Below are 18289 nucleotides of genomic sequence, written 5' to 3' on the forward strand. Positions count from 1 at the left end.
TTTAGATGCTGAACTAAATTCAGCATGACAAAGCAACCTATTAGTAAACATATAATTCCACAATGAAACAAATAACTTCCTCTCAAAACCCCTACATAAAATCACTCGTTCAACTGCAAGACAAAGCCAAAATGCGTAAGCAAACCGGTACGTTTATCATTGAAGGAAAACGCGAAATTGAACTTGCGTTAAAAGGCGGTTATGAATTGGAAACCATTTTATTTGTCGCAGATTTAATTTCAGAAAAAGAACTTTCTGCGTTGAAAATTGCTTCGGCTGAAAAGATTGAAATCAGTAAAGAAGTTTATCAAAAACTAGCTTACAGAGATACGACCGAAGGCATTTTGGCTATAGCCAAAACAAAATCATTATCTTTGAAAGACTTGAAATTATCTGAAAATCCGCTGATTTTAATTGGCGAAAGCCTTGAGAAACCAGGAAATGTTGGAGCGATTTTAAGAACCGCAGATGCTGCAAATGTGGACGCGGTTATTATTGCAAATCCAAAAAGTGATTTGTACAATCCGAATGTGGTTCGTTCGAGCGTGGGTTGTTTGTTCACCAATCAGATCGCGACAGGTTCAACAGAAGAAGTAATTGCTTTTTTGAAAGAAAATAAGATTAACTTTTACAGTGCGACGTTGCAAAACTCGACTTCTTATCATACCCAAGATTATACGAAACCAACGGCACTTGTTGTTGGGACAGAAGCGACAGGATTGACCCAACCATGGCGAGACGGAGCAACTCAAAACATCATTATTCCAATGCAAGGCGAAATTGACTCGATGAACGTTTCGGTTGCCGCTGCAATTTTACTTTTTGAAGCCAAAAGACAAAGGGGGTTTTAGGGATGTAATAATTACTTCATTTCTATTATACTACCACAGCTCTTACAGCGATAATTGTTTATATTGCGTAGATAAATCATACGCTACAAATAATGTTCAGACCAATCTATATCCCGCTCAAAATATTAATAATTGGGTTATTATTATCATCTATTTATTCATGTAATTCGAAAAAAGCAACAATAGAAACTGAATCAAAATTCATTGTTGACTCAATTTACAGTAAGGCTTTAGGTGAATATCGCAAACACAATGTTTATCTCCCCAAAGGATTTAGTACTACTAAAAAATATCCTATTATATATGCCACGGACGGAGGCACAAGCTTAACCGACAAAAAAGCACTATTAGACTCATTAATAACTCAAAAAATAATCAAACCGCTCATTTTTATTGCAAGCTTTTCAAATCCTAAAATTGCCGATAGCACAAGCACAACCTATGGAAATGGAAAGAAGGCATATTTAGACTATCGCAATTTTGAATATGTGGACAGAAAACCCGAAAGAGTTGAGGATTCTCTATTGGTTCATTTATTTAACAATCATAAATCTTACTTTACAGGAGAGTTGATTCCGCAAATGGAAATCAAATACCATCAAAAACTTACAAGGGAAAATCGCTATTTTTATGGTGTTTCAAATGGTGCCGGTTTTGGAGCTAGTATGCTGAATGCAAATCCTGACCTAATAGGAACGTACTTGTGCTTTTCTACCTTTGGCGGCGATATTCAGACGAATACTTGGAAAGAGGAAATTAAGTATCCCAAGTTGTACTTGTATTATGGTACCGAGGAATTCTTTTTGAAGGATGATGCTGATTATTTACAAGCGAAATACACCCAACTTAACTTACCCATTGAAGTAAAAGTATATGAAGGTGGACACGGTGATAAGTTTTGGAGTAAAGAATTTATTTCGGTACTAACAAAGGAGTTTAAACCTTACTAATTTATCGTAAATATATCGGTTGCCGCTGCAATTTTACTTTTTGAAGCCAAAAGACAAAGGGGTTTCTAAATATGACAAATGTCATTTGTCAATAAAGGATATACTTGTATTTTTGAGGACTTAAAACCAAGTCTATGAAAACCTCATTGATTCAAAAATATAACGTTCCTGGTCCAAGATATACGAGTTATCCAACGGTTCCGTATTGGGAAGAAGATACTTTTTCGCACGAATTGTGGCTTGAAAGTGTCCGAAAATCATTCATTCAAAGTAATTCTGCCGAAGGAGTTAGTTTATACATTCACTTGCCATTTTGTGAAAGCTTGTGTACTTTTTGTGGTTGTTTCAAACGAATTACAAAAAATCACACGGTTGAAGATCCGTACATTAAAGCGGTTCTGAAAGAATGGCGTTTGTATTCGGAGCTTTTCGATGAGAAACCTGTCATTAAGGAAATTCATTTAGGTGGAGGAACTCCTACGTTTTTTTCAAGCAATAATTTGCAAGATTTAATCAATGGTATTTTTGGCTTTGCCACGAAACATGCTGAATGCGAAATGAGTTTTGAAGGACACCCAAATAATACCACACGCGACCATTTGCAAAGTTTGTATGATTTAGGATTTCGACGCGTAAGTTTTGGCGTTCAATCGTATTCGGAAACAGTACAGAAAGCGATCAACAGAATTCAGCCCTTTGAAAACGTCGCTAAAGTGACTTATTTGGCACGAGAAATTGGTTATACTTCCATCAGTCATGATTTAATTTACGGATTGCCTTTTCAAACTTTAGAAGACATTTACGACACGATTGAGAAAACAAAATCACTATTTCCGGATCGTTTAGCTTTTTACAGTTATGCTCATGTGCCTTGGATTAAAGGAAATGGACAGCGTGGTTTTAAAGATGAAGATGTACCAAAAGACGAAGCAAAACGTGAAATGTATGAAGAAGGAAAACGAAAATTGGACGAAAGTGGCTATCTTGAAATTGGGATGGATCATTTTGCAGTACCGCAGGATGCTATGACGATCGCCTTCCAAGAAGGAAATTTACACCGAAACTTTATGGGTTACAGCGCTTCAAAAACGCAGCTGATGATTGGTTTAGGCGTTTCTGCGATAAGCGATAGTTGGTTTGGTTTTGGTCAAAACTCTAAAAGCTTTGACGATTATTACCAAATGTTAGAATGGGATAAGATTCCCGTAAACAAAGGTCATATTTTGACTGAAGAGGATTTAAAAGTCCGGAAACATATTTTGAATATCATGTGTAAGTTTCACACCACGTGGAGTACAGATGACACTTATTTTGATGGAATTCCAACAGTTTTACCGCAGCTAAAAGAATTTGAACAAGACGGATTGCTTGAGTTTATCATTGATGGTATTCAAGTTACTGAAAAAGGAAAAGCGTTTGTGCGAAACATTTGTATGGCTTTTGACATGCAATTGCAGAGAAAAGCACCTGAACGACAATTGTTTTCGCTTACTATATAAAAGTAAAAAAGTCTGAATTTCTCAATTCAGACTTTTTTTTCTAAATAAGACATTACTCCAATTCCTTCTTAATCAAGTCTTCTAACTGATTTATTGGTAATAATAATTTATAGTCGGCTACACCTATAGGTTTACCTACGTCTTGTAATGCAATTTCTACATCTAAATGATTTTTATCCGCACAAAGAATGATTCCAATAGGATGATTCTCACCTTCTTTCCGCTCAAATTTTTCTAATAAGGTTAAGTAAAAATTCATTTTGCCAACGTATTCTGGTTTAAATTCGCCAATTTTTAATTCTATTGCTATCAGCGACTTCAAATCACGATGAAAAAATAGCATGTCTACATAATATTCTTTTTCATTATATTCCAAACGATATTGATTGCCAATAAACGAAAATCCCTTGCCTAATTCCAAAATAAAATGTTTGATTTTTTCGACCAAACGTTTTTCTAACTCTCGTTCTTTAATGGATTGCGTTACGCCCAAAAAACCCAAATTATAACTACTTTTTAGTACCTCGTTGGCATAGCTAGAAATATTTTCTGGCAATGTTGTAGTGAAATTATTGCTTTTTTGAATAGCGATCTCTTGTGAATACGCATTTGCTTTTATGTAATTAAGTAAAATATCTCTAGTCCAAGCCAGTTCCACAGTTTTAGTTGCATAGAATAAAGCCTCTTCATCTGAATTTGTTTTACTCATAATCAACAATATATGACGCCAAGGCAAAACTGCGACGCAGCGTCGCAGTTTTTCATTTGAATCCTTATATCTTTCAAAGAATTTCTTCATATCCCACAAATTACGTGGCGAAAGTCCCATATCGGGGAACTGCATTTTTAAATCGGAAGATAGTTTCAAAATAATACTGTTACCATACGAAGCTGCTTGTACTTTCTGGGACAGTAACTGTCCCAAATTCCAATAGACCGAAATTGTCCCTTGATTTATCTTTATAGCAATTTGCTGTCTTGCCGTTTGTATCTCGCTAATACAACTGCTCAATATTTCATCGTAAACTATAATTTTATCTTCCATAATTTTCTTTCGTAATTAGTAAATTCAAGATAAAGCAATCCAAATCTTAACTCCATTTTCTATTCTTTGTTACAAATATCTGTAACGTTGTTCTTGGATTAAATCAAGCTACTTTCTACATTAACAATATCAGTTTTCTCTTTTTATGAGAAGATGGATCCTATACTGGTGCTGCAATTTCCATTAAAAAAGCAGCAAGTAAGGCGCCGTAAGTTCCGGCAACATATCCAAAAACTGCAAGTAAGACGCCAACGCTTGCTAACGAAGGATGAAATGCAGCTGCAATAATTGGTGCAGAAGCTGCTCCACCAATATTCGCTTTACTTCCTACAGCAAGAAAGAAAAATGGTGCTTTGATGAGTTTGGCAACGATCACCAAAAGCAACACGTGGATTGCCATCCAAATCAATCCTACAACCAACAATCCCGGATTGCTCATCACAGAACCCAAATCCATTTTCATTCCGATAGAAGCGACTAAAACGTAAATGAAAACACTTCCTATTTTACTTGCTCCAGCACCTTCGTACCTTTTAAGTTTGGTATAGGACAATGCAATTCCCAATGCGGTTGCAATTGTTACCATCCAGAAGAAGCGGTCGCCAAAAGTAGATGCAAAACTAGTTGGATCATTTACAACTTCAAAATTGGCTTTCAATACATCAGAAATCGAGTTGCTTCCCCAGTGTGAAAGTCCAACAGCTGTAAAGGCAATTCCGAGAATAATCATCAAATCCGTTAGTGTAGGATTTCGAGTTACATTATCGGCATATTTGGTCATTTTATCTTTCAATTCATCAATAGAACTGTTGTCTGCTTTTAACCATTTGTCGATTTTTTCTTTTCTGCCAATTCCGAACAACAAAACCGCCATCCAAATATTCGCCACAACAATATCTACCAAAACCATTGCACCGTATTTTTCCTGGTTGTATTTGAAAACTTCAAGCATTGCCGCTTGATTCGCTCCTCCTCCAATCCAACTTCCCGCTACCGTAGAAAGTCCACGCCAAACCGCATCAAATCCTGCACCTCCAACTGTTTCAGGAGAAAAGATGGACATAATTAAAACAGCAATGGGACCGCCGATAATTACGCCAATTGTTCCTGTAAAAAACATAATTAACGCTTTTGGCCCCAACTTGAACATTGCTTTCAAGTCAATACTCAACGTCATTAAAACCAATGCGGCAGGAAGCAAATACCGACTTGCGATAAAGTATATAGATGATTTCTTGGTAACAATTTCGCCATTCTCTCCTATTTCACTCCATTCCGGAGCAATAATATTAAGCGAACTGAATATAGAAGGAAGTAAATAACACATTAATAAGGAAGGAAAAATAACGTAGAATTTTTTCAAATAGCCTTCTTTAATAGAGGAAGTGTAAAACACAAACGCCAACAAAAACATTAGTAATCCATAAACGATGGTGTCGTCTGTAATAAAAGGTGCGGTTTTCATATTTTACAATTTGGTCGCAAAATAGGAATTTTTTATTTAAAATTAGAAAGCTGTTGAGAAGGAAGAATCTTCAATATGTTTTCAGTTTTATCGCGAGAAGGGATTCGATCGAGAGCGGGGCATTAAATTGTAATTTATTTTATTTGTACATTAAATTAATTACTTCTGAAGTATTATCGATATATTTTCTAGGATAGCCAGAAGTTCTTCTTCTTTGCTTTAACATTAAACTCAAAGCTTTCTCTTTCTCATTGATATCTATGTCATTTTGCAAATTTAAAGAACTAATCCAATTTAAATTAAGATGATTTATCTTACCTGACTTTAAAGGTGTCAAACAGTCAATATAAAGTTTTTGAATATTTTTATTTACATTATATTCATCAAAATATCGCTCAACAGTGTCGTGAACTACTATACCATAGTAATTTACTTCCTCTTCCAAAAGATATGCATCTATTAAAGGTTGTCCAAAAAATATTTGGCTGCTAATATTTACACTCATTTCTCCAAAAGCTATCGCTCCTTTCATTGGAATTCCATCGATTAAAGATTGAGAAAATAACCAACCAACAGCAAAAGTTAATACTTCAAAACATTCTGGTCGATCATCCTTTGTGAAAATAACGATTGAATCAGAAAAGCTGACTGTTTTAAGAGTATCAGAGTCATATTGTTCTGGTAGACTACTCGTGTTTTCCAAATCATCCCTATGTTTAGATAGCTTATTTAATAATTCATAAATATCTTTATGAGAATTACGCATTACTAAATCTTTAAATCCCATAATATCCAAAAAGCAAACAAATCTTTTAGAAGTTGGTGACCAAGACTTTTTGTATTTCGAGGATTGCTTATTCCTTGAAGCCTCGGCTACTATTGCTGATGTTTTTGGTCCCATTTTTATAAATTACTTAAAAATACAATTTTTATAGTTTTCAATTTTGACGACTCAACTAGTATTGCAAATAATACAACTTTTACCATCAGTTCAAATGTAGTATAATTGTTGATAAAACGAAAAAAAATATACAAAAGAGGTTAACTATTATTGCGATAATGCAGTCTAAACTATTGTAATCTAAAAACAATTCGGACTTTCACTCACAAACAAACTCATTGTAGAAGGAGAAACAAAAGGAATTCCCAAGCCCAAACCTCTTAAAATAAAAAGGCAACCGATTAATACGGCAACGTAAGGAATGAATTTTTGAATTTTGTTGCGGAAATTTGGCGTAATAAATGAATTTACGTAAATCACAAGACTCATTAAGGGTATTGTTCCGAGTCCGAAAAGTGCCATGTAAAAAACGCCGTAAGTAATGCTTTGCATGGCAATGGCTCCAAAAAGTGCTACATAAACCATTCCGCACGGAAGGAAACCATTTAATAATCCGATGGTAAATAATGATTTGTAACTTTTATTTTTGAATTGTTTTCCAAGTGAAGATTTTACTTTGGAGATGATTTTATAAACGGGTTTTGAGAAATTGTATTGGGCTAATTTGCGTTCGGGAACGAGGATAAACACAATCATTAAAACGCCTACAGCAATGGAGAGTTGTTGTTGCATTCCAGCTAGGAAGAATCCTTTTCCAAGTGCACCAAAAATGAATCCAATACTCGAATAAGCAGTTAGTCTTCCTAAATGATAAGTAGCTACTTGAAGACCTTTTCGCATGGAATTATTACGGTCCACCGGCAACATCATGGCGATAGGTCCACACATTCCCACACAGTGAAAACTACTGATGAGTCCAAAAATAAAAGCTGTATACAGCATTTCTTAGTACTTATTTGATGTAGATGACTTCTTTCATCTGATAACTTTTTGACTGGTATTCCCACTCAATAGTAATGTCCCAACGACCGCCTACCAAATTAGTTTTAGGTATGAGTAAAGATGGTTTTGACAATGAAATTGGAATTTGAAAATCCAATTTTTTGTTAGACGGTCGGTAAAGGGACACTGTTCCTTTAATGTCTTTTGGCACAAATACTGTTGGAAATTTAATTTCCATGGAGTCGGTCGTTTGTATCACTTGCGGTTTTTCAGTTAAATCTTCCGCATTTTGCATTCTAATATAATCCTCGCCGTACTTTGAGTCTTTCTTGTAGTATTCTTCCACAACCAACTCGTTATCGTACTTCGAATTAGATTGTACTTTAATTACAAAATACAGTATGAATGACATGAATAATGCAATCGCAATTACAATCGATGTTCCCCAACCTATTTTAAATTTCATATTGTTTAATTAAATGTTCGTGGTCCTAAAAAGTTAGTGGTGGTCGTTTCTAACAGCACGTCGCCATTATAAACCCCAATTTTCACTTTCGTTTTATTGCCATCCAACAACGCTTGATTGATTTCGATGAAAAAAGTTCCTTGCGAAACTCCCTCACGCTTCAATGTTAAATCTGATTTACCTACATTTTTGATCGTTCCTTTTGGTTCTAAAATTTCAAAATGCACATCCGTATAGTCTTTCGTAGTCTTATTTATGACTTTATAAGTAAATACATTACTAATGTTTTCGCCTTTATGCTCAAACAATTGACCAGGTAATCTCAATATGGTAGCTTGAACGTCGTTTCTTAAAAACAACAATCCAACAAATATTCCAATTAGAATGACTAGTAAAGCGGTATAGCCTTTCATTCTAGCCGTAAATACAAACGGTGCTTTTTTTACAATTTCATCTTCAGAAGCATAACGAATCAATCCTTTAGGCAAGTTTACACTTTCCATAATGGTATCACATTCGTCGATACAAGCGGTACAGTTTGTACATTCTAATTGCGTTCCGTTTCTGATGTCAATACCCATTGGGCAAACATTCACACATTGGTTACAGTCGATGCAATCTCCTTTACCTGTGGAAGCTCTGTCTTCTTTTTTGTTGAATTTAGCGCGACCTTCTTCCTTTTCTCCACGAACAAAATCGTATGCTACATTAATGGATTTATTATCCAAAAGTACGCCTTGCAATCGACCGTAAGGACAAGCGATAATACAAACTTGCTCTCTAAACCAGACAAATACAAAGTAGAACACTCCTGTAAAAATCAACAGCGAAATAAAGTTGCTTGATTGTGCTAATGGACCTTCTTCCATCATTTGGAACAATTTGTCGCTACCTACTAAGTAAGCGAGAAACACATTGGCAATCAAGAACGAAATCACAAAGAATATGAACCACTTGGTTACTCGTTTCCTGATTTTTTCGGCATCCCATTTTTGTTTATTCAAACGCATTTGAGAACCGCGATCGCCATCAATCCAATATTCAATTCGGCGGAAAACCAATTCTAAAAATATGGTCTGTGGACAAATCCATCCACAAAATATCCGACCGAAAACAACCGTAAATAGGAGTAAAAACGCAACTCCAATTAGCATTGCAATTACAAATAAGTAAAAATCTTGTGGCCAGAATGGGAATCCAAAAATGTTAAATCTTCTTTCGAGAATATTAAACATCATGAACTGGTTACCATTTACCTTTATAAAAGGTTGTACAACTAGAATGGTTAACAGGAGGTAACTTACGTATTGCCTGTATTTATAAAATCGGCCGTGCGGTTTTTTTGGAAAAATATATTTCCGATTCCCATCTTTATCTAACGTTCCTATCGTATCTCTAAACGATTCATCATCATAAGGCTCCGACATGATATTTAATTTTGTGTTTAATTAGTTGCCACTGGGCTTTCTGCTGTTTCTGCTATACTATCATCCTTCCAGATTTCACCCTCTGCTTCTTTTGCGTCCGCAGGATTTGATCCTTGTAAAGACAAGACATAACTTGCTACTTGCTGAATCTCTGTTGGTTTCAACATTGCTTTCCACGCTACCATACCTTTTCCAGAGCGACCTCCCTCCATCAATGTGTGATAAACATTTTTAATTCCACCTCCTAAAATCCAGTGTTCATCAGTTAAGTTTGGACCAATTTGACCACCACCATCAACCTTATGACAAGCTGCACAATTCATTTCATAAATTGCTTTACCTTTTGACAGGGACGCTGCATCAGTAAGAACAGTCGCATTATCAGCATTCATTAAATCTGGAGCCGTTTTTTTGTATTCTTCTAATGCAATTTGAGCTTCAGCAATTTCTTTTTGCAATTCCATTTCTTGGTTGTCTCCACCAAGCATTTCAAAATGAATAAAATAAGCAATACCCCAAATTACTGTACCAATAAAAAGGTATTTCCACCATGGTGGCAAATCGTTATCTAACTCCTTGATACCATCGTAATCGTGGTCTAATAAAAGTGCACCTTCAGACTCCATTGGCGATGATTTGGTTAACATGCCCATCATCTTTTTGTACCATTGGCTGTCGGTAAAGCTTACTTCTTCTTCCGCTTCTAAACTTTGTTTTTCTTCTTCGGAAAGCAGTTGATACGTAACGCGATCAACAGCACTAATCGTAACTTCAACTGCAATTAGTATAAACAGGAAGAATATTAAAAAGAGTGCAACCATCGGGTATTCTATAAAAGCCGGTTTACTGCCGGAGTCTATAAAAAATTCCATTGTTAACGCCACTATAAAAAACAGCACGGGAACTCTTACATAAGCTGGAATAAGTTTTTTCATGGTTCTGTGTTTTAAAATTTAATTAATCGTTTAATGGAATTTGACTCATATCCTCAATCGCTTCTTTCTTGTAACCGTAAACCCATATTCCCAACCCTACGAAGAAGAAAAAGAAAATAAGCAGGGATATAATCGGATAGATTTCTATCCCTACTATTGTGTTAACATTGTGTTTTATTGCTTCAAACATATCTTTATTTTTTAGCGTTATCTTTTACCTTAATATCTGTACCTAAACGTTGTAAGTAAGCAATAACTGCTACGATTTCACGATCGCTCATTGGTACAAATTTTTCTCCTTTTGCCGCAGCTACTTTCTTGCTGTTTTCGTAACTTTTTACAAAGTCAGGGTCTCCATGTAAGTTAGCTTCAATTCCTTTTGCTTGCTTAGCGATAATTGCCATTGCATTTTTAACTTCAGCATCTGTATAAGGAACACCTAAAGTTTGCATCACTTCCATTTTTTTCTGGATCGTAGAATTATCTAAAGGCTCATTGTCAAACAACCATTTATAACCTGGCATGATTGAACCTGCCGAAGTACTCTGTGGATCCCACATGTGGTTAAAGTGCCAGTTGTCGTTGTATTTCTGACCCACACGCATTAAATCTGGACCGGTACGTTTAGAACCCCAAAGGAATGGGTGATCGTATACATATTCTCCTGCCTTAGATTGTGGTCCGTAACGTTCTACTTCACTTCTAAAAGGACGTACTTGTTGCGAGTGACATCCCACACAACCTTCACGGATGTAAATATCACGACCTTGTAATTCCAGTGGTGTGTAAGGCTTAACTGCTGCAATTGTTGGGATATTCGATTTTACCATTAAAGTAGGTACAATCTGAATAATTCCTCCAATTAAAATAGCAATTGTAGCCAAAATTGTCAACTGAATAGGCTTACGTTCCAACCAAGGGTGGAATTTCTCACCTTTTAATCTTCCTTTACTTATTGCCACTAAAGCAGGTGCTTCTGCAAAATCATCTTCAATAGGATCATTCGCACGAAGTGTTCTGTAAATGTTATAAACTAAAATAAGCATTCCTGAAATATACAGCACTCCACCAAACATTCTCATCCAATACATTGGCATGATCTGAGTTACCGTTTCAAGGAAGTTACCGTACATTAATGTTCCATCTGGATTAAATTGTTTCCACATAGATGCTTGCAAGAATCCTGCAACGTACATTGGCAACGCATATAATATAATCCCTAAAGTCCCTAACCAAAAGTGTAAGTTGGCTAATTTCGTAGAGAATAATTTTCCTTTTGTCATTCTAGGAACCAACCAATAAATCATACCGAATGCCATGAATCCGTTCCAAGCTAAAGCTCCCACGTGAACGTGTGCAACGATCCAGTCGGTAAAGTGTGCAATTGCGTTAACGTTTTTAAGTGACAACATTGGTCCTTCAAACGTAGCCATACCGTAACCAGTAATCGCTACAACGAAGAATTTCAATACTGGCTCTTCACGTACTTTATCCCAAACACCTCTCAATGTCAATAATCCGTTAATCATACCTCCCCAAGATGGAGCTAGTAACATTAATGAGAACACAACACCCAAATTCTGAGCCCAGTTAGGCAATGCAGAATACAATAAGTGGTGAGGTCCAGCCCAGATGTAGATAAAAATCAACGACCAGAAGTGAATAATAGAAAGTCTATACGAATAAACAGGACGATTTGCTGCTTTAGGAACGAAGTAATACATCAATCCCAAGAACGGTGTAGTCAAGAAAAAAGCTACCGCATTATGACCGTACCACCATTGTACCAAGGCATCTTGAACTCCTGCGTAAACAGAATAACTTTTCATAAAAGATACTGGCAAAGCTAAACTGTTGAAAATGTGTAAAACGGCAACTGTTACAAACGTAGCAAGATAAAACCAAATCGCTACATATAAGTGACGCTCACGACGTTTCAACATCGTTCCAATCATATTTATCCCCATAACCACCCAGAACAATGCAATCGCAATGTCTATCGGCCATTCTAATTCAGCATATTCCTTTGAACTTGTATAACCTAAAGGCAAAGAAATTGCTGCAGCAACAATTACTAATTGCCATCCCCAGAAATGCAAATTACTTAAAAAGTCGCTGAACATTCTTGCTTTCAATAATCGCTGCATGGAATAATACATTCCGGCGAAAAAAGCATTTCCTACAAACGCAAAAATAACTGCATTTGTGTGTAAAGGTCGTAGTCGTCCGTAACTCAACCAGGAAATTCCATCGGTTAAATTAGGAAATAAATACATTGTGGCTAATAATAGCCCGACACTCATTCCTACTACTCCAAAGATGATAGTAGCATAAATGAATTTCTTTACAATTTTGTTGTCGTAGTAAAATTGTTCCATCTCCATATTACACTTGTTTTTCAGGGGTTGTTTTAATTTGTTTTGGTTTTGTTTTTAATTCATCGTCAAAAAGCATTCTGACTGATGGTGTGTAATCGTCATCAAATTGTCCACTTTTTACTGCCGTAATAAATGCAATAAAAAACACAATAGCGATAACAATACTAGCGGATATTAATAAATAAATGACACTCATACCTCTAATTTGTGAGAGACAAAATTACTTTGCTCAATTTCTAATTTATATGATAAATATCATACGTGACCTTTTATTTTAAATGCAATTTTTTAGCATATATGTTGCTCATTATTGTCACAAAACTCACAATTGTTACCGTACTTAAAGGCATTATGATCGCAGCGACTAAAGGTAATAAATTTCCTGTAACAGCAAAACTTAAACCCACAATATTGTAAAGTAACGATAAAGTGAAACTCATTTTGATCGTGCGAATCGCTTTGTGCGACAACTTCAAGAACTTGCCGATGTTGTGAAATTCGGATGCATCCAAAATCGCGTCGCAAGCGGGTGAAAAAACATTTACGTTTTCTGAAATCGAAATTCCAACGTTACTTTGTGCCAAAGCACCAGCGTCGTTCAGTCCATCACCCACCATCATTACATTTCGCCCACTTTCCTGCAAACTTCTGATGAATTCTAATTTCTGCTCTGGTTTCTGATTAAAAATTAACGTGGTGCCTTTCGGCAAAAACTCCTCTAAAAACACTCGTTCTCCATCGTTGTCGCCTGATAAAACGTTGAGTTGGAAGTTTTGCGAAAGCTCCTTAAACAATTCAGACAATCCTTCTCGATACGCATTTTTGAAAACAAATTTCCCTAAGTATTGACCGTTTATCGAAGCATGAATACTCGTTTCAGCAATCGCAGTCGATTGAACAGTTCCGACGAATTCCGGTGAACCCAAAATGATTTTATTTCCTTCAAAATGCGTTTCAATTCCTTTACCTACAAACTCTTCAAAATAATCCATTTTCAAAAATGCATCGTCAGGCATTTCATTATAAAGCATTCGACTCAAAGGATGATTTGAAGCCCTTAACCCGTTTTTAATCAAACGCTTTTGCATATCAGAAAGTTCAATTCCCTGATAATCAATTGTTGATTTTTCAGTAGTCGTAATTGTTCCCGTTTTGTCAAAAACTAAAGTATCCACTTTTGCTAATTGTTCGATGACCAATGCGTTTTTCAGGTAGATTTTCTTCTTGCCTAAAATCCGCAGAATATTACCAAATGTAAATGGCGCTGTCAATGCCAAAGCACAAGGACAAGCCACAATTAAAACCGCTGTAAAAACATTAAAAGCGGTATCAACATCAAAGAATATCCAATATCCAAATCCACCAAACGCTATTAAAAGTAAAATTGGCGTAAAATAATGACTAATTTGATCGGTAATGGTTTTGAAGTGCTGGTTCACTTTTTTCTGAAAAACATCATTGCTCCACAGTTGCGTTAAATAACTTTGCGAAACACTTTCCAAAACTTGCATTTCTATGAGTTGGCCAATTTGCTTTCCGCCGGCGAAGACTTTATCTCCAGATTTCTTTACAATGGCATTTGCTTCACCCGTTACAAAACTGTAATCCAAAGTCGCTTCTGCAGATAGCAAAATACCGTCAACAGGAATTAATTCTTGGTTTCGAATTAGCAACTTATCCCCTTTCACGATGTCATAAATAGGAACGTTTTCTTCAACTGCACCATTTAGTTTTGTAACCGCAATGGGGAAATAGGATTTAAAATCCCTTTCAAAACTTAAAAAACTGTAGGTTTTGATTTGGAACATTTTCCCTAAAAGCATAAAGAAAATCAATCCCGATAAACTATCGAAAAATCCTTGTCCGTGACCCATGATAATATCCACAGTACTTCGGATGAACATTACGATAATTCCTAAAGCAATTGGAATATCAATATTCAACATTCCAGAACGAATACTTTTATAAGCCGAAACATAATAGCCACTTCCAGAATAAAAAAATGTAGGCAATGCCAAAGCAAATACCAACCAACGGAAAAATTCTTTATAGTGGTCAAGCCAAAACTCATTCGCCTCGAAATATTCAGGAAACGAAAGCAACATGATGTTTCCAAAACAGAAAAAAGCAACACCTAATTTATAGGTTAAACTTCGGTCTTCTTTTTTAACACCTGTTTCGTAATTTTCTAAACTAATATAAGGTTCATATCCAATCGCACTAAGCAAGTTGACAATTTTCTTTAAAGTAACCTCATCGGTATTATAGGTGATTCGAACTGATTTTTCGTTGAAATTAACCATCGAAGTTCGAATACCGGATTCTAATCGTTGTAAGTTTTCCAAAATCCAAATACACGAGCTACAGTGAATGTGCGGAATCGTCAATGAAACCACTGCAGTACTGTCTTCGTGAAATTCTAAAAGTTTTTCGAGAATTTTTTCGTTGTCTAAAAAATCATATTTGCCATCAATGTCCAATGGCGTCGCTCCTGGGGAATTTTCGAAATCATAATAGCAACCCAAATCATTGGTACTAAAAATTTCGTAAACGGTTTGACACCCTTTACAACAGAAATTCTTACTATCAAATTGAATTAATTCAGCCTTTTTAATCTCTAACCCACAATGGAAACAACTTTGCGAAGTGTCCATATCTTTACTCTTTTACCTGGTGCAAATTTCTAATAACTTGTTGGGCTAATATATGACATTTGTCATATAATTTTGTAATTTTGCAGGTCACTAAACAGTGTGAGATGAGTAATTGTGAACAATGTATAGTTAGAGAATTTAGCGCTTTGAAAACTTTAACCAAGGATGAAGTTGTCAGTATGTCAAAATGCAAAACAGCTTCCACTATTAAAAAAGGAGAAGCTCTTTTTGTGGAAGGCGAAAATGTCAACGGCGTTTTTTGTATCAAAGAAGGCGTTTGCAAAATGACCAAATTGAGTGCAAATGGAAAAGACCAGATTGTGAAACTTACACAAAGAGGTGAATTATTAGGTCAACGTTCTCTAATTAGTGATGAACCTGCGAATTTAAGTGCCATTGCTGTAGAAGATATGGAAGTTTGCTTTATTCCAAAAAGTGAAATTTTAGGATTTTTCAACAACAATAATGCTTTTTCAATGAGCGTGATGAAATCCGTTTGTGGCGATTTAAGAGAAGCAGATGATACTTTAGTAAACCTTGCACAGAAAAACGTAAAAGAACGTTTAGCTCAAACCTTGATTTACCTTGAAGATAATTTTGGTGTTTTTGAAGATAAATCACTCAAATTACAACTTTCAAGAGAAGAAATCGCCAGCATCATTGGAACCGCAACCGAAAGCTGTATTCGTTTATTATCTGAATTTAAAAAAGCAGGTTTAATTGAACTTCAAGGAAAGAAGATTACAATTTTAGATAAAGTGAAGTTGAAAAGGATTATTGAATAACCTACATCCTCTTCGCTTCCTCCCAAAAAACATCCATTTCCGCAAGACTCATATCAGATAATGATTTCCCTAAATCATCCGCTTTACTTTCCAAATACTGAAAGCGCTTGATGAATTTTTTATTGGTCCGTTCCAAAGCATCTTCAGGATTTATTTTCAAGAATCGAGCATAATTGATCATCGAAAATAAGACGTCGCCAAATTCAGCCTCCATATTTTCTTGGTCACCAGCTTCAATTTCATCACGAAATTCTCGCAATTCTTCTTGAACTTTCTCCCAAACTTGTTTGGGTTCTTCCCAATCAAAACCAACACCTTTTACTTTATCTTGAATGCGAGAAGCTTTTACCAAAGCCGGTAAACTTTTAGGAACACCTTCAAGAACTGATTTCTTTCCTTCTTTTAATTTAAGTTTTTCCCAGTTTCGCAATACCTCAGCTTCATCTTCCACCACTACATCTCCGTAAATATGTGGATGACGGTGAATCAGTTTTTCGCAAATTGCATTGCAAACGTCGGCGATGTCAAAAGTTTTACTTTCACTTCCTATTTTAGAATAAAATACAATATGAAGCAACACGTCGCCCAACTCTTTTTTTACTTCTTCCAAATCATTATCCAATATTGCATCACCTAATTCGTAGGTTTCCTCGATCGTCAAATGGCGTAAAGATTGCATAGTTTGCTTCATATCCCACGGACATTTGGTACGCAAATCATCCATAATATCTAGTAATCTGCCGAAAGATTGCAGTTGTTGGTCTCTAGTATTCATATAAAAAGGTTTTTGTAAAAATAAGAAATCCTGTCAGGAAAACTTCCCAACAGGATTAAAATATAATACTTCAGAAAATTACTTTTTTTCTTCTTCCTTGGTAACTTCTTCTTTTGCAACTTCTTCCTTCACAGGAACCTCTTTGCTTACCATTCCTTTGGCTTGCAAAATGTTGTACCAGTTGATTACTTTTTTCACATCTGACGGATACACGCGGTCTCTGTCGTATTCTGGCAAAATTTCTTCGAAGTACGCTAATAAAGTCGCATTGTCTTCTTTATGAGAAATGGAAGGACCTTCGTTTTCTTTAATTGCAATGTTTCGCATCACTTCTACTAAAGGTTTCTCTTCTGTATTGGTGTACATTGAAATTTCAGAAAGCAAACTTACATTGGCTCTTAATCCAACCGTGATTTTCTTTCCATCAACTAATGACTCGGCAACAAATCCGGAACGCGTTTGTACTTGCAACAAATATAATCCTGGTTTTCCAGCGATCGCTAATATTTTATCTAACTTCATTTTTTAAATATATGTGGTTATAAATTTTCTAGTACTACGAAAAAGTTTTTATCTTCCTTTTTTAGGAGACGCAAATTTCATTTTATAGTCGGGACGTGTTTTCCCATCCATAATATTTGCAAGCTTTTTCTTAATCAATTGTTTTTTCAAAGAAGAAATTAAATCCGTAAATAAGATTCCTTCAATGTGGTCGTATTCGTGCTGAATTACTCGAGCAATCAAACCATCATACACTTCGGTTTTTTTGTTGAAATCTTCGTCAAAATATTCAATCGTAATCGTTTCATGACGGTACACATCTTCACGTACTTCTGGAATACTCAAGCAACCTTCATTAAACCCCCATTCTTCGCCTTCTTCTTTTAGAATTTTTGCGTTGATGAACGTTTGTTTAAAATTTTTCAAAAGCAATTGCTCTTCCTCTTCTAAATCCTCGTCGTCGCTAAATGGTGTCGTGTCAATTACAAAAAGACGAATAGGCAAACCTACTTGAGGTGCCGCAAGTCCAACACCGTGTGCATTGTACATGGTTTCGTACATATCAACGATGGTTTGCTTTAAGGTAGGATCATTAGCATCAATCTCCACTCCTACTTTTCGCAGTACCGGATCGCCGTATCCTATTATTGGTAAAATCATTTTTAACGTATTAATTTATACTATCTTAGCTTTTCAAAAAGTGATTTGCTATTAATATTGGACGGCAAAAATAGTGAAAAAAGATAATAGATAACAGCCTTTTCGTAATATAGAA

The 18289-nt window shown here is 35.6% G+C and carries 18 protein-coding genes; 4 read left to right on the top strand and 14 right to left on the bottom strand.

Going from position 1 to position 18289, the window contains the following annotated elements; genetic code table 11:
• Positions 1-62 precede the first annotated feature (62 nt).
• The 3 genes from YWA_RS0111885 (at position 63) to hemN (ending at position 3300) form a co-directional block, all read left to right on the top strand.
• Positions 63-851, top strand: coding sequence for a TrmH family RNA methyltransferase (locus YWA_RS0111885; RefSeq protein WP_022828735.1), 789 nt, complete (start codon positions 63-65; stop codon positions 849-851).
• 92 nt (positions 852-943) lie between these two features.
• Positions 944-1801: an alpha/beta hydrolase gene (locus YWA_RS0111890; protein WP_022828736.1), complete on the top strand. Its 858-nt coding sequence runs from the start codon at positions 944-946 to the stop codon at positions 1799-1801.
• Between the two features lie 134 nt (positions 1802-1935).
• Positions 1936-3300, top strand: coding sequence for an oxygen-independent coproporphyrinogen III oxidase (gene hemN, locus YWA_RS0111895; protein WP_022828737.1), 1365 nt, complete (start codon positions 1936-1938; stop codon positions 3298-3300).
• A gap of 52 nt (positions 3301-3352) precedes the next feature.
• Here hemN and YWA_RS0111900 read toward each other — a convergent pair whose 3' ends face one another.
• From YWA_RS0111900 to YWA_RS0111945, 11 genes are all read right to left on the bottom strand, one after another.
• The gene (locus YWA_RS0111900; RefSeq protein WP_022828738.1) at positions 3353-4345 is read right to left on the bottom strand and encodes a PDDEXK nuclease domain-containing protein; all 993 of its coding nucleotides are present in this window, start codon (positions 4343-4345) and stop codon (positions 3353-3355) included.
• A gap of 160 nt (positions 4346-4505) precedes the next feature.
• Positions 4506-5810 (bottom strand): DUF819 family protein, encoded by a 1305-nt coding sequence (locus tag YWA_RS0111905; protein WP_022828739.1) that lies wholly within the window; start codon positions 5808-5810, stop codon positions 4506-4508.
• 139 nt (positions 5811-5949) lie between these two features.
• Complete coding sequence (locus YWA_RS0111910) at positions 5950-6711, bottom strand: hypothetical protein (RefSeq protein WP_022828740.1); 762 nt, start codon at positions 6709-6711, stop codon at positions 5950-5952.
• 180 nt (positions 6712-6891) lie between these two features.
• Positions 6892-7593 (bottom strand): sulfite exporter TauE/SafE family protein, encoded by a 702-nt coding sequence (locus tag YWA_RS0111915; RefSeq protein ID WP_026718781.1) that lies wholly within the window; start codon positions 7591-7593, stop codon positions 6892-6894.
• Positions 7594-7603: 10 nt separating this feature from the next.
• On the bottom strand, positions 7604-8059 hold the full coding sequence (locus tag YWA_RS0111920; RefSeq protein ID WP_022828742.1) for a FixH family protein: 456 nt from the start codon (positions 8057-8059) through the stop codon (positions 7604-7606).
• A gap of 5 nt (positions 8060-8064) precedes the next feature.
• The gene (gene ccoG, locus YWA_RS0111925) at positions 8065-9486 is read right to left on the bottom strand and encodes a cytochrome c oxidase accessory protein CcoG (protein WP_022828743.1); all 1422 of its coding nucleotides are present in this window, start codon (positions 9484-9486) and stop codon (positions 8065-8067) included.
• 17 nt (positions 9487-9503) lie between these two features.
• Positions 9504-10421, bottom strand: a complete 918-nt coding sequence (locus YWA_RS0111930) for a cbb3-type cytochrome c oxidase N-terminal domain-containing protein (protein ID WP_022828744.1) — start codon at positions 10419-10421, stop codon at positions 9504-9506.
• Positions 10422-10443: 22 nt separating this feature from the next.
• Positions 10444-10611 carry a CcoQ/FixQ family Cbb3-type cytochrome c oxidase assembly chaperone gene (locus tag YWA_RS15575; protein ID WP_084683068.1) on the bottom strand — a complete coding sequence of 56 codons (168 nt, stop codon included), beginning with the start codon at positions 10609-10611 and terminating at the stop codon, positions 10444-10446.
• A 4-nt stretch (positions 10612-10615) separates the two neighbouring features.
• Complete coding sequence (gene ccoN / locus YWA_RS0111935) at positions 10616-12805, bottom strand: cytochrome-c oxidase, cbb3-type subunit I (RefSeq protein ID WP_022828745.1); 2190 nt, start codon at positions 12803-12805, stop codon at positions 10616-10618.
• A gap of 1 nt (position 12806) precedes the next feature.
• Positions 12807-12995: a cbb3-type cytochrome oxidase assembly protein CcoS gene (gene ccoS, locus YWA_RS0111940; RefSeq protein WP_022828746.1), complete on the bottom strand. Its 189-nt coding sequence runs from the start codon at positions 12993-12995 to the stop codon at positions 12807-12809.
• 73 nt (positions 12996-13068) lie between these two features.
• The gene (locus YWA_RS0111945; RefSeq protein WP_022828747.1) at positions 13069-15453 is read right to left on the bottom strand and encodes a heavy metal translocating P-type ATPase metal-binding domain-containing protein; all 2385 of its coding nucleotides are present in this window, start codon (positions 15451-15453) and stop codon (positions 13069-13071) included.
• Positions 15454-15557: 104 nt separating this feature from the next.
• Here YWA_RS0111945 and YWA_RS0111950 point away from each other — a divergent pair, with 104 nt between their 5' ends.
• Positions 15558-16238 (top strand): Crp/Fnr family transcriptional regulator, encoded by a 681-nt coding sequence (locus YWA_RS0111950; RefSeq protein WP_022828748.1) that lies wholly within the window; start codon positions 15558-15560, stop codon positions 16236-16238.
• A 1-nt stretch (position 16239) separates the two neighbouring features.
• Here the strand turns inward: YWA_RS0111950 and mazG are convergent, their stop codons facing one another.
• The 3 genes from mazG to def form a co-directional block, all read right to left on the bottom strand.
• Positions 16240-17013 (bottom strand): nucleoside triphosphate pyrophosphohydrolase, encoded by a 774-nt coding sequence (gene mazG / locus YWA_RS0111955; RefSeq protein WP_022828749.1) that lies wholly within the window; start codon positions 17011-17013, stop codon positions 16240-16242.
• A gap of 78 nt (positions 17014-17091) precedes the next feature.
• Positions 17092-17535, bottom strand: coding sequence for a DUF5606 family protein (locus tag YWA_RS0111960; RefSeq protein WP_022828750.1), 444 nt, complete (start codon positions 17533-17535; stop codon positions 17092-17094).
• 48 nt (positions 17536-17583) lie between these two features.
• A complete protein-coding gene (gene def / locus YWA_RS0111965) occupies positions 17584-18174 on the bottom strand; it encodes a peptide deformylase (RefSeq protein ID WP_022828751.1) in 591 nt (196 codons plus the stop codon).
• Positions 18175-18289: the final 115 nt, after the last annotated feature.

The organism is Flavobacterium antarcticum DSM 19726, assembly GCF_000419685.1.
In the GTDB taxonomy this organism is placed as follows: domain Bacteria; phylum Bacteroidota; class Bacteroidia; order Flavobacteriales; family Flavobacteriaceae; genus Flavobacterium; species Flavobacterium antarcticum.